This is a genomic window from Paenibacillus sp. FSL F4-0100, from assembly GCF_037993005.1.
Taxonomy (GTDB): domain Bacteria; phylum Bacillota; class Bacilli; order Paenibacillales; family Paenibacillaceae; genus Paenibacillus_AQ.
Map to the genome: position 1 here is coordinate 1,201,296 of NZ_CP150303.1, position 13,199 is coordinate 1,214,494.

Below are 13,199 nucleotides of genomic sequence, written 5' to 3' on the forward strand. Positions count from 1 at the left end.
AAAGCCTTGATTTTATTGGGGTTTCGGGCTGAGGGGGTTTAAGTCGGGATTGAGTGCAGGAAGTTCTTAGGGGTAAATCTGTGGCTTTGGGAAAAGATATTAGTGAAACTGAGAACACGTATGGTTCGATCCTGAATTGTTAAGAAGCGGCCCCTTTTACCCAGAGGAATCCGCTTCTTATTATTTAGCAAATATAACCTTCAAATGGCTTCATAAGAGTAAGAAACATTATGTACGCCTTGAATAAGCTTAAGAGTTCGCTTGACATACGACTCTAATTCGATTTCGTTTATAGGTTCAGTATGTGAATAAGGATCTCTATCGTGGTGGAACCTTTTACTAAAGTCATTGATTTCTTCAAGATCAGTAAGATGAGGTTTCATTTGTAATAATGGCTCCGATGTAGCAGTTCTAACTTTTTTTATAAAATCCCCCAGCCATTCATTACTACTAAAATCTTCAGGAAATCTAATCCTAAGATTTCCTTCAATTAATGGACGAATGCTCATAGCGACAGATCTGAAATTGAGATCAGTTTTACCTCTTAAAAAATCCGCTAAAAGAAAATATCCTTGATAATAGTCTGAACGGGTTTCTTCCTCAACATCCCATGTATCGATCATGCTGTCGGAAAGACCATCGCGTTTAATACAAAGTTGGCTTAGTAATTTCTTTTCAGTATACTTTTCCCATAGCATTCTGGCAAAGTAAATATCATGAGTGAGAACTATAACTTGCTTAGCCTTGTTTGAATAACTTAATACCTGATCTGAAGTGTATCTTTTTCTATGCCTATCCAGGCTAGAAATAGGGTCATCAAAAACTATAGCCTTACTACTGATATCAGGGTCATTTTCCAGCTTTGCTAAAAAGAAAGCGAATGCAAGGCTGCTTTTGTCCCCCTCACTTAATGTATTTCGAAATGAAGCAGATGTTTGTGGTGTATTCTCTGATCCGATTTGAACAGTAACGTTATTTATTACGAAGGAAAAATTACTGCTAGGCTTACCTCCAAGAAAACTTGATTTGAAATCAGCTACTTTAAAATTGGCTCCGCAATTTACTAAATGGTGGTTAATGCGATGCTCATATTTACGGAAGATGGCTTCCGTATATTCCTTTAACTCATTACGGAGTTTCTCTTTATCATTATTATATTTGTTGATTGACGACGTTAGTTTATTATATTTATCTATAAATTCAACTTTGCTAGATTCATACCTTAACTTAATATTTTTAAGTCGCTGATGAGCAACTTGAATGTTTTGTAAGGTGTGTTGGTTTATTGAATTTTTTCTATCCTCGATGAGCTTGTTGACTTCATCAATATAATCATTGTAATTGGATATCTGTTGCAAACAGTTCAGATACATATCGATCTTTTGATTGATTTCATCAGGGACTATTATGCAATCAAAGGGAGAACGTTTTTTGTTTTCAATTAGCTCCCTTATTCCCGAAGTGAATTGTTTCCAAACGTCATTAAAATATTCTAAGTCTAAATTGTACAGATCTGGCAAAGTAATATACTGCTTCCAGAAGGTTGATAACTCAATATTAGTGTGTATTTTGGATTGAAAAGTAAGTAGATTCTCAATGTCGCATTTTTGATTAAACGCGACTGAGAGGCTTTCCACAAGTTTAATTGCTTTTTTATATTCCTCGCTAAAATAGGATTTAAATGCTTTAATAATTCCAATATCTGAAATGTCCTGCTCGCAGAAAGGACAACTATTATCATTAATCTTGTTGACACCATATTCTAGCCATTTTTCACCATTCAAATCTAACCTGTTTTTGATATGATTTTTTGTTGTTACTTCTGCTGTATCAAGAATATCACTAATCGTATGACCAGAAATACTCGATTTAAATTTTATTCGATCAAATGAAGGAAGTTCGACTTTAGACAAAAGAGCCTTGCTTTTAATTTCTGCTTCTTTAGAGTGAGCTAATAGAGTTTGTTGACATTTATGAAGTTCTTCATCGATGTTTTCTTTGAATGGAAGTTTTATAAAATCATCTATAGATAAAACTCCTTCTATTCCAACTCGAATATTTGTCTCAAACTCTTTTTTTGTACTGTTTGCTTTTTTTATTTCTGCATCAAGTTGGTCAAGCTGGTTGGCTTTTTCTACACCTGTTTTGCCGATTGTAAATAGGTAAAGTTGTTTTTTATGATCATGTTCTATAATTTTTGAATAAACATTTTGGCTTACAAATAACGAATCAAATATTTCAATTTCAAATTCTGGTTTGCTAAGCCAAGTATTGTTTTTGAATTGGTGCTTATTGGAATCTGAAAGTATTTCTAATGATTGCTCCCCAATACCGCCTAATGTTTTTCTACCAATAACAAGCTCAGGATTCTGTTCATTCAAGGAGCGAAGTACGGTTGAAAGTGTTGTCTTCCCCCTGCCATTTTCTGAATACACAATGTTCATTCTGTTAAATAGAACATCGCTCTTTGCAACAAATGATCTGAATTTTCCAGTGTTTTTTATGTTAATGATTTTTTTAATCATCGAATACGCCTCCGATAATCTTATTAAGATACTGGTTCTACAATATGGTTATATTTTCCTGCAAAAACGACACGGTTTTTGTGCTTAACAAGGAAAACAGACCTATCCTGTCGAATGAGTCCTTATAGAGCTATAGGAATAGGAAATCCAGGGTGAAGCTTGAAATGAGTACAGAATAGACCAGCCCATCGTGAGCATGCGGAAGTAAAACGTGCCGGTGGAATGATGTTTGAACGTAATCGTCGACGATGAAGACGGAGTGCCCACGATCCGCCGAGGTCAAGGCGTCCACTTTCTGCACGGTAGCCGTCCCGAGCAGAGTCAGGAAGTGACGCCAGGCAAAGCAGGTATGATTGAGAAAGCGATAAACGGCGTCCTTGCTGGGAAAGGAGTCATTTTCGCTGCTCTCCAACAAACGAAACTAGTTCTTCTGATGAAACAACAGCACGAAAACGAGTTGAAACAATCGGGCTGGGTTGAAGCCAAATCGTTTGCGAAATCCGGCTTGCTGCAGAAATTTCATGACGTTCAGTTCTTGAAAACAAGCTTTACTTCGTTTGGTAGTTGATTGAGACCGGGCTGATCGTTTATCATGATGACAAGACACCTCTTTTGTCTGGTAGTGATTGCTCGACACTCTCACTTTACCAAAGGAAGTGGTGTTTTTCTATTTTGCATGCCAGGTATCGAATTGCTTAGTATGCCTACCGCTGCAACGATTCAAGCCGATATTTGATCTGCGAAAGTAATAGTTAAGCAAGGAGAATGGCAATGCAGAAAGAATTAGACGAGATTTATGAGAAAATTGAGTCAGGGTATGAAAAAGTACAAGCAATGAAATAACCAAATTGGTCGAAATGATTAATCAGCGATTTACTCACAATGATATTATTTTGAACTCCTTATCTAAAGAGGAACTACTAAGAAATATTGATTATTTAACTAGGGCTACCTATGAGCTAACCAAAAAGGGAATAAATCGTTCAAAGCATTATATCCTCTCCAACTTATACAAGGGGAGCTATGGGCTAGATTCGAAATCAAGAAAGAAGATATTTGTTAAACAAAATATGATGGTTGAAGATGAGTTTGATTTTCGAAATAACTATATTAGTTTTAAATTTCTGATTCATGATAGAAACCCGTTATTGCTTATGAAGCATAATTACGGCTTTGGAAGTATAACAAACTGGGTTGAAAAAATTGTAGACCATATTGATCAACATTATTTGCAAGACTTAGGTTTTAGTGTAATTCTGGATAATTTATCGATCTACTATCGTGATGCTGTTCTTGGAAACGTTCCAAAGGTCTATGACAGGGTTGAATTCGCCGATAAGATTCAAGGGCCTGTCTGGACAGGCGTCGAAGCAGAATGGTTTGAGGCAATTTGGAATCAATATTCTATAGATGAAAACGTGATTAAAGAACCTCTGTTTTTTTTAGGTGATCTTGCATATAGTGCTAATAAGAAAATTAGAGAAATAATAATATCAGCTAAAAAAAAGATTATTATTATAGATCCTTATATTGATTCAACTATCTTTGAATTATTAGAGAATGCAAATAAAGAAGTAAATATTCAAATACATACAAGTAATTTAAAGGGGGATTCGGAATCTGTATATAAACTTTTTAAGAAAGAGAGAGGAAAAATTGAAGTATCAAAATATAAAAAACTCCACGACAGGTATATCATTGTGGATGAACGTAATTATTATTTATTAGGAGCATCAATTAACTCCTTTGGTGACAAAGCCACAACATTAGTACCTATTCACGAGCCTAAAATAAAAGATGAGATACTTTCGTTTTGTAATAATATTAAGCATGAAGGTAGCTCTTTATGAAGCACGAGTGCTAAAAGCGAGGTCATTTTATGATATTGGGCAATAAATTAAAAAAGCTTGAAGACTCTATTGATACACACGTTATTGATGTTTCAAAATATAATTATTCAGAAGTTCCAGTTGTGTTAGCCTTTTATGAGCTGGAAGGATATCCGAAACTTATCCTTGAATTGAATCGTGAAAGAAACGCATGCAAGTCTTATGAGGAAAAAGAACTTTTTCTTAATAAGTATAAAAAAGTTTACTTATCAGAAAGAAAGATGTACCGATGTATTCTAAAGAATTTGATTAATGGAACAGTTAAGATACGTTATTCAGAAACTCTTAGGGGGCAAGAAGAATATCTATTTGGAGCGCTGAACCGTTTCAAAAAGTTTGACAGACAGAAATCATTAAATGAAAATTTATGTGAATATATGAAAGCAAAACTGAGACAAAAAATTCATGATGTTAATCAGGAACTGTACAAGCTGCAAAATCATCCTGCTGACTATATTAATACTTTTAGCAAATTTATTGGTCCTAACTCAATTTCAAAATATCGGAAGGATATAATTGTTTATAAAGATGTGACGATTGCAGAAACTGAATCGAATAGTTATTCTGTCTTTTATAATGAAAACACTACTGAAGATACCAAGAATGCTTTGTTAAACATACTGGCATATTTCAACGGTAGTCCCTTTTTTTATTATACTGAGAACTACAATTTCAATAGAAAGCTTTTAGAACTCTATGAACAATTTGATTTATTAGATATGCTGAGGCTTAGAGAGAAAAACTTCTTTGACAGAAATAGAAAAGAGCCGTTCTATCTTGAACTTCCGATTTTAAAACAAAAGAATGATTACAATATCGTATCCATTCAAGATTCAGAACACGAAATGATTTTTGAATTATACCATGCATCACTGAAACAATTCGAGTCACTTCCAAGATGTGTATTTCTGTATAGGGTGATTGAGTTTGGTATTGTTAAGCATTATCAATCATTGATGAGACCCTCAGACTTCTCCCATGAAGAAGCTATAGAGTATTACGCTGATGAAATAATGGTTCATAGATTTAATCCTTTATATTATGTCGATTTTGGAACATATGAAAATGAAAATGGAACAGCGATTGTTAGAAAAAGGAGAGCAAAATACGTTAATTTAACTACAAAATTAAAAGAAGAAATCAAAAAAATTAAGTTAGAGTGGAGCAACCATTCTTATCTTAAAAATAAAAGTATCGGAAGTATTATCTATGGAACTGGGAGAAATGCAGTAGCCCATGGTGGGGGTGGTAGAGGGAATGCAAGGTATGACTATTCAATGAATTACAAACATATAAACGATGTGAATATATTTCTTGAACTAATTGCTAGGTATATTATTGAAAAGTTAAATCCACAGTTAATGAATATGGTTGAAAGAAGAACGAATTATTATATTCAGCATAATCAATATGGAGATATTTTTGTTCAAGAGAAAGATTAAGTGGATGAATTGAAAGAAATGTGGTTGGCTCTGCCTCATCTTTTGTTTAAAACGGCTCACCTGACACTTTTTAATGACCTGTCACTGTAATACTCTTACCCATTAAAAGGACACCAGAAGGGGAACCAGTAAATTTGATAAGGATAATTGAATCAAATATAGTGTTTCGCTATGAATTAAAGCTACAAAAGAAGCAGAGGACATCAAAACATTACGTGTATTATAGACGGATTTCCTGTCCGGTTTTTGTAGACGCATATAGACGGGAGCCTTAATACAAGGTGATTTTAGGTAGCGAGAGATAGGAAGATGACTGTTCAAAATCCTTATAGTTTAAGGCTTTTCGGATTTGATAACACGAATTAATAAAGGTTGAATTTTATGGGGATAGCAGTAAGACTCCTATCGGAGTATCCAATATTTGTTGACGCCTTGTTGACGAACATCGTCAACAAGCAATCAAACTCAATCCAAACTAACACATCCAAACTAACACATCCAAACTAACACATCTAAACAACGCCCGCTGCTCCCGCATACAGTGCATGTCCATCCTATGCTCCGTCTATATTTTGAAAATTATTTAATTGACCTCCAACTCCTTCTCATACCCCTCAATCAAAAGCCGAAGCCTAAACATGAAGCGCCCTTGTTAGCTTTCAATCGATTTTATAATCTTTGGTGATAACTCTAAAAAAGCTGATCGGAATCCGATCAGCTTTTTTAACTATTTCCATCAATCCGCCGAAAAATTTCAATTAGTATATTTCGGGCCATCTCAATATCTTTCGGATCTCGTTCTCTCAGTAAAGAGATAATATCTTTCATACCCGACTCCTCTGGCAATTCTTCTCGTTCTTTCAAATATGTAAAAAGCTCATACACTCCAACATCTAATGCACTAGCAATCTTCGCCAGATTCTTCATGGAAACATTACGTTCGGCACGTTCAATAAATCCTATATAACTTATATTGAAGCCAGCCTTTTCTGCTAATGCTTCTTGAGATAATCCTCTTAATTTACGAAGATCCTTTATACGTGCTCCGACTAATTTTAAGACATCAGGCATCGTTACACCTCTCTTTAATAGAAGTGTAGGGAATGTTTTGATTTGTAATAATACATAGATAATAAGTTATTTGAACAAATTACTACTATACAGTAATATTGTATGTAGTTTGTATTTATTTATTCATCCTAAGTGAGTTATTTATTTCTTTATGTTTACTCTTTTTGATGGATTGAGCTAGAACTACTTCTTATGCATCTGCAATTTTGGAAAGACCATTAAAGGAATTCAGTCGCAGTTGGGGTATCGCCAATAACCGAATAGGAGCTGACGTATGTGAATCATTTAACCTCCATCGATGAATGCAGAGATAGCAAAGATAGGCTGTTAAAAATTCAGGAATCCTCTATTCATTCCAAATCAATGATTAAGATGCAGCATTTCGTACAGATCTATATGAACTCAGCAGCCCGGTTGATGCACCCGATCTCTGCTCATGTATGTATCTTGTTTAGTGATCGCGCTTTAGGATGCATGCTCAAGGCATTGTATATGAAGGAGAATAATTGCATTTTTTCTCCATCTTACTTTTCGCTTCAGGATGTCATTCAGCTAACGGGACAGAATTCTATCCCGGATTTGGATAAGGTGATGTTTATTCATACTCTTAATTTTGTGGTCGGCTGCAATGATGTTTCAATTTTTCAACAAATGGACGCCTCGCAGCTTCAGAAGCTTCTGAACCGCGTGGACGATGTTCTGATTCACCTATCGGGTAGAGTAGCATCCAATCCTTCCGAGTTGTATCGCTCGATTTTTTAAAGATATGTCTTTAAATATTGAAAGCATGTTGAAACAAGATATCATTATACGTAGATACTGGAGGTATCTTCATTGATCATTCAACTTGGAAATTCTGAAGTGATTTCCGAATGAATGGTTGTCGTGTAATCAAAATATGAGGGGGATTTAGATGGGATGTCAGGGAGTTAATGAATTGCATTCAAGAAAGATTCTCTGATGTAGATAGATTTGAGCTTGAAGATCATCAAGAAATTAGAGATTTTGAAGATAGATTAGGGGTAAAACTACCACTATCGTTTTGTACTTTTCTAAGTGAATGCTCAAATGGTTTTTTTTACTTGCTTGTGAACCTATCGGTGGGATAAGCGAGGAATCGCCTTGTGGGGCAATATGTAAAAGTCATGTGATTCTTCTGGATCTCCCAGATAAAATACACATTCGAGAGAAAGATGAGCTCATTGATTCCAATCATCTAATTTCCTTTACTATGTTTGATGCTGTTGAGAACTCTAATGATCACTGGGCTTTCATATGTGAGGAAGGAATCCCTAATAACGAGTACAATAAAGAGCCAAGGCTAATGCAGCCATCAGCCTTGGCTTTTTTCTCCGTTCTCTAATTCACTGATATCCGATCACTCCACTCTCGAATAGATGTTAAGTTCATCTTGGGAGCCTTCAGCGGAAGTTAAGCTACCATAACACAAGAGCTCCTGCGAAGCTAAGGATGAATAAGAGTACCGCTAACTTTTAACTTATCTCGTATTTCAGCATACCTTTCTAGATCGTCATGATTTAGCTTAGACTGTATATGCTCAATGGTTGTGCAGCATCTTACGATGTTAATTTCAAAATTGATGGTGTATGAGAATTCTAAACTATCCAGTATATATTTTGATCCTTTTTGAATGTTACCCTTCCGTATATAATACATGCCGACATCGGTAAGGAATTTAGCAAATCGGTCATCAATTAGTTGTTCGTTATAACTGCCAACTGGTTCTCGTCGCTTGAGATGATCCCTGATCTGATGCTCAAATCTCTCGAGATATTCATCAATTTCAAAATGATACATATTAGCTGCTTGGATGATTTTAAATAAAGCCCTTAGTATTTCGTTCTCCCTGGAAGAGATATACTCGATGTATGGTTCAAGTACTTCTATGTTACCTTTCATTAGTTCATATAGATAACGGTTCCCTCTAGCCCATTCACGGAACTGCTCTTTGGTGCGTTCAGAGGATTCATCTGATTCTACAATCCAGGTTTGATCCTCATAACAGGATAAATAATAAAGTGCTTGATCATAATCATCGTTATCAGCAGCTATGGAGCCTAACAGCAAATCGGAGTATAAAATATATCCAAACAACGTTTTGGCTGGCTCTATAGGCTTCCTATGTGGCCTTTTTTTATTATGTTTTTGTGCATACAGCATTCTGGAGATGCGTCCCATTTCCTGAGCATAGTGCTTTGCTCTATTCCTTTTACGTAAGGACAACAACGTGTCAGTTAAGTCTTTTACAGCATCTAATTGAACCCCTTCAGGAAGTCGCTTGATATAAGTTTCAAATTGTATAGTACAGTTCAGATTATGCTCCTGATCCGAGTTTAGGGAGCAAGTAAATATCCTGTATTGACACAAACCTAATCTTTCGGCATGCTGGTGTTTTTCACTTTCGGCAACTTTTTTGTATATGATCAGAGCAGCTTCCCGATTTCCCTTGTGAAATAATGCCTCAGCGCTATCAAAGAGTAGGGAGGAATAAGCTGGGCTATCGATTATCAAATCCACAGCCTGATCAATGCAGTAGAGTTTCCCTAGCTCGGCACAACGCATGATAAAGGGGCCAAGTCGTCTCCAGTTCGGTGTTGATTCATTTACATATAGAGAATAAAAATATCCTTCTTCCAGATTCATGGCTTTAGTAATTAAATCAAGACTTGAAACGGAAAGGGGCTGGTTCCCATTGATAAAGCGGCTGAGGGTTCCAGAATTGATTCCCGATTTAATTGCAAAAGAGGAAATACTGAGTTTTTCCTTCTCCAAGTAACGTAATAGCTCCGTACTGATCGTTCTGTCTGTAGGTACCAAAGATATTCGCCTCCAGATCCACATACCATATTTAGGAAAACGACTTATATAAGTAAGTTAATGTATAAATATACGATGGGTCAATAACTTTGTAGTATGATTAGGGAGGCATCCTAAAATAAAGGGGAGAACGCAGCTAGTCATTAATTCTACTGAATGGAGTATACAGAGGAGTACATCGTCTCTTAAGGGAAGGATCGGATGAATCACCATTACATATAGAACGGAGCTCTCTTATGTTTGAAAAATTAAAGTCCTTGTTCAAATCTTCTGATAAGCCAAAAGGAAAGCCGGCTCAACAAACGAATAAAGCCAAAACATCAGGAAACAACGCCAAACCCAAGGTTCAACCTACCCGTATTGGTGAGCTGGGTGAGCATAAGATTAATATTCAACTAGACCAACTCCCCAAAGGATGTAGATATGTAAATGATTTAATGGTGACGAATTCGAAGTCCCGAACGGGTTATTCGCAGATCGACCATGTAGTGATCACGCCGCAAGGATTGTTCGTCATCGAGACGAAGAACTACACGGGAGAGATTAAGGGAACAAGAGAGAATAAGTCATGGACGGTAAGTAACCGGTTTAAAATGTATAATCCCTTTTTGCAAAATTACGGCCATATTCAAGCGATTAAAAGTTTGCTTCCTGACTACCAAAAGAGCCGGTTCATTTCACTGGTTTCTTTTACGATGCGTTGTAGATTCAGCGTTGATCCGGAAATGAGAAAAATCCAATCGGACGAATTGATTGTGTACGATGTTGAGCTGTCCGAATATATTCAGCGCAAAATGAATCGGATTCAAGCGGAGAAGGTGGATACCGTTTTGACAGAATCAGATATTCAGAAGATTTATCAATCATTGATCGAGGCTAATGTTACCGATCCGAAGATGCGGGCCGAACATGTGGATAAGGCAAAATTACGTTAATATCAGTGAAGATATGATAACACCGGAAATGAGGGCATATTTATGAAAGGCAAATTCTCTACAATGGCATTATTGCTTAGTTTCGCAGTTTTCTTTGCATTTACGGGTAGTGTCTCTGCTGCTGCAAAGAAACCTAAGGATATCCTTGCTGAAAAGTATCCTAATGAAGTGGTTAAGATCGTTAAAACCGATGACATTAACAATGACAAGAAAAAAGAATCGTTTATTCTCACTGAATCAGGTGATTTTTATCTAATTAACGCAAAGGGACATGTTGTTTTAATTAATACTGGCATTGTAAGTGATGAAGGCTTTGAACCACCGACGATCCAAGTGTTTACAGTATCGAAGAACGAGAAGCATGTGGCTGTTACGTACTCTTATTTCCCTCAAATACCCAGTTATATGTATATCGACTTCAGTATGGGACATTGAGTAAAGCTCTTCAATTAATGGGGGATCAGGGAGTTCACATTGATTCAAAGGGTAAAGTACATCAGTACTGGAAGAACTTCAGAGACGAAGGCGGCTGGGATCTGGCAGAGGGAATATTCACCTGGAGTACAAAGACCAATAAGTACAAAGGTTCGGGAAAATATGTGCAACAGGGTAATTCCTAAGGAGATACAGTGCATGTGGAATGTTGCTCTCTGTTCATCAGGAAAGACTAAGCGAAGCCTACACACTAAATACAAAATGAAAATACTAATTGATGTGGAATCCTTCGTTTCGCTCGGTCTTTCCATAGGGGGCTTCACTAAACTCGCCTTCCGTAGGTGTGAACGAACAGTGGATCTCCACATCCGCCCTTGAGGAACAGGTACATAAAGGCTTTTGTCCATCCGCAAATACGTGTTCCACCATCAGGTACATTGCCCCCAATTCATGAGAACGTGCATATGGGAAATTTGTAGAAATTTCGTTGATGTTTCGCCCTTTTCAGAAAAATTATAGCCCTATCGAGTCTTGCATGAAAAGTAGAACAGTCTTAGGTCCAGCATCCGTTCCAACATTGGTCGAGCTCCTCTAACCGACCATAGATCGATGATAAATTCATCTTGGTTTGTTATATTTGTTCGGTAAAGAAGCCGGAGCTAAAGGAGAAATGACTAGTGAAAGTTGTATTACGCATCACGATTTATCTCATCGTTTTTGTCGTTGTTGTGGGAGGGGCAGGAGCGATCGGATTCATCAACACAATGAATAACGGAATGTCGATTTACGATAAAGCCGTCCCCACATTAACGAATGTGCAGGTACCAAAATATGATGCCGGCAAACCGACAGTGGCTGTGCTACTGGCGAACGAAGTGACGGAAGTGTTCGACTTTCTCGTCCCGTACGAGATGTTTGCGATGACAGAGGCTTACAATGTATATGGCGTTGCACCTGACCGCGAAATTAAATCCCTAACCGGGGGACTCGATGTTGTCCCACATTATTCTTTTGATGAAATGGACGCGATGCTAGGCAAAAGTCCGGACATTATCGTCATTCCGTTTATGCCGATTTTGGATGATAATAAATATGTACCTGTCCGAGAATGGATTCGAAAGCACGCGGACGTTAATACGACATTGCTCTCTATTTGCAACGGAGCAGAAAATCTGGCGGATACTGGCTTGCTGAACGGCAAATCAGCCGCGACGCACTGGGGAGACATTAACCGGCTTATCAAAAAATATCCAGACATTCAGTGGGTGAAAGATCAGCGCTACGTTCCGCAAGGTAATATCGTATCTTCTGCCGGTCTGACATCAGGGATCGACGCAACGCTATATGTCATCTCTCAGCAGTTGGGCGATGCGGTTGCGAGAAAAGTAGCGGAAAATATGAATTATCCTTCTTACGATTACGTGACAAATCCGAAAATGGAGCCATTCAATGCCGGGTTGAGTGATATAACGTACGTACTGAATAATGCTTATCAATGGAACAAAGTCAAAGCGGGCGTGCTTCTCTATAACGGCGCAGATGAGCTGGATTTGTCAGCCGCATTTGACACGTATGCCGCTTCCGGTACGACAACCACACTAACGGTTTCCAGCAAGAATGAAGCCATCGTAACGAAACACGGCCTGAACCTGGTCGCGCGTTATCAAACAAAAGACGTGCCGAAGCTCGAGAAAATGATTGTCGTCGGTGCCGATGCCGAGTCTGAAGCTGCCGAGGATATCAAGCAGTGGAATAACAGCGGCAATAGTGCGAAGCTGATGTTCTTGCATCGTGATATGTCGGGCCGGTTTGCAATGGACCCTGCATTCGAGGATTTGGCAAAACAGGAGGATATCCAGACAGCGAAATTTGCCGCTAAGCGGCTTGAATATCGTGCCACCGACCACCTGAAGCTGGAGGGCCACCCTTTCTCCTTTGAAGCGTTTGGCATACCGATTTTGCTCGGTATCCTGTCTTTGCTTGTCGCTCGGTTCATCGATAGGCGTCTTATCGGCAGGAAAAAAGGATAGCTTGCGCATCGAGTGAAACGGTTCATCCGACAAA

Annotated in this window: 10 protein-coding genes; 7 read left to right on the forward strand and 3 right to left on the reverse strand. The window is 37.7% G+C overall.

The genetic code is table 11. The features are described from left to right. Nucleotides 1-200: 200 nt before the first annotated feature. The gene (locus tag MHH48_RS05280) at nucleotides 201-2,525 is read right to left on the reverse strand and encodes an AAA family ATPase (protein ID WP_076325544.1); all 2,325 of its coding nucleotides are present in this window, start codon (nucleotides 2,523-2,525) and stop codon (nucleotides 201-203) included. Between the two features lie 229 nt (nucleotides 2,526-2,754). On the opposite strand from MHH48_RS05280, the gene MHH48_RS05285 reads away from it, so the two are divergent. The 3 genes from MHH48_RS05285 to MHH48_RS05295 all read left to right on the forward strand — a co-directional run bounded on the left by MHH48_RS05285 (nucleotide 2,755) and on the right by MHH48_RS05295 (nucleotide 5,856). Next, nucleotides 2,755-3,093 (forward strand): hypothetical protein, encoded by a 339-nt coding sequence (locus MHH48_RS05285; RefSeq protein WP_076325543.1) that lies wholly within the window; start codon nucleotides 2,755-2,757, stop codon nucleotides 3,091-3,093. Nucleotides 3,094-3,373: 280 nt separating this feature from the next. Beyond that, on the forward strand, nucleotides 3,374-4,375 hold the full coding sequence (locus MHH48_RS05290) for a hypothetical protein (protein WP_076325542.1): 1,002 nt from the start codon (nucleotides 3,374-3,376) through the stop codon (nucleotides 4,373-4,375). Between the two features lie 29 nt (nucleotides 4,376-4,404). Then, a complete protein-coding gene (locus MHH48_RS05295; RefSeq protein WP_076325541.1) occupies nucleotides 4,405-5,856 on the forward strand; it encodes a hypothetical protein in 1,452 nt (483 codons plus the stop codon). A gap of 723 nt (nucleotides 5,857-6,579) precedes the next feature. Here the strand turns inward: MHH48_RS05295 and MHH48_RS05300 are convergent. Beyond that, complete coding sequence (locus MHH48_RS05300; RefSeq protein ID WP_076325540.1) at nucleotides 6,580-6,927, reverse strand: helix-turn-helix transcriptional regulator; 348 nt, start codon at nucleotides 6,925-6,927, stop codon at nucleotides 6,580-6,582. A 276-nt stretch (nucleotides 6,928-7,203) separates the two neighbouring features. Between MHH48_RS05300 and MHH48_RS05305 the strand changes: the two genes are divergently transcribed. Further along, a complete protein-coding gene (locus MHH48_RS05305) occupies nucleotides 7,204-7,689 on the forward strand; it encodes a hypothetical protein (protein ID WP_076325539.1) in 486 nt (161 codons plus the stop codon). A 702-nt stretch (nucleotides 7,690-8,391) separates the two neighbouring features. On the opposite strand, the gene MHH48_RS05310 is transcribed toward MHH48_RS05305, so the two are convergent. Beyond that, the gene (locus MHH48_RS05310) at nucleotides 8,392-9,720 is read right to left on the reverse strand and encodes a helix-turn-helix transcriptional regulator (RefSeq protein WP_256720780.1); all 1,329 of its coding nucleotides are present in this window, start codon (nucleotides 9,718-9,720) and stop codon (nucleotides 8,392-8,394) included. A 281-nt stretch (nucleotides 9,721-10,001) separates the two neighbouring features. On the opposite strand from MHH48_RS05310, the gene MHH48_RS05315 reads away from it, so the two are divergent. The 3 genes from MHH48_RS05315 (at nucleotide 10,002) to MHH48_RS05325 (ending at nucleotide 13,165) form a co-directional block, all read left to right on the forward strand. Beyond that, complete coding sequence (locus MHH48_RS05315) at nucleotides 10,002-10,700, forward strand: nuclease-related domain-containing protein (RefSeq protein WP_076325536.1); 699 nt, start codon at nucleotides 10,002-10,004, stop codon at nucleotides 10,698-10,700. Nucleotides 10,701-10,742: 42 nt separating this feature from the next. Continuing rightward, nucleotides 10,743-11,135, forward strand: coding sequence for a hypothetical protein (locus MHH48_RS05320; RefSeq protein WP_076325535.1), 393 nt, complete (start codon nucleotides 10,743-10,745; stop codon nucleotides 11,133-11,135). A gap of 677 nt (nucleotides 11,136-11,812) precedes the next feature. Further along, nucleotides 11,813-13,165: a DJ-1/PfpI family protein gene (locus tag MHH48_RS05325; protein WP_076325533.1), complete on the forward strand. Its 1,353-nt coding sequence runs from the start codon at nucleotides 11,813-11,815 to the stop codon at nucleotides 13,163-13,165. Nucleotides 13,166-13,199: the final 34 nt, after the last annotated feature.

What these genes read in the sequence shown, in the direction of transcription:
- MHH48_RS05280 (WP_076325544.1), bottom strand. Translation starts at nt 2,525, where the DNA reads ATGATTAAAAAAATCATTAACATAAAAAACACTGGAAAATTCAGATCA.
- MHH48_RS05295 (WP_076325541.1), top strand. Translation starts at nt 4,405, where the DNA reads ATGATATTGGGCAATAAATTAAAAAAGCTTGAAGACTCTATTGATACA.
- MHH48_RS05300 (WP_076325540.1), bottom strand. Translation starts at nt 6,927, where the DNA reads ATGCCTGATGTCTTAAAATTAGTCGGAGCACGTATAAAGGATCTTCGT.
- MHH48_RS05315 (WP_076325536.1), top strand. Translation starts at nt 10,002, where the DNA reads ATGTTTGAAAAATTAAAGTCCTTGTTCAAATCTTCTGATAAGCCAAAA.
- MHH48_RS05320 (WP_076325535.1), top strand. Translation starts at nt 10,743, where the DNA reads ATGAAAGGCAAATTCTCTACAATGGCATTATTGCTTAGTTTCGCAGTT.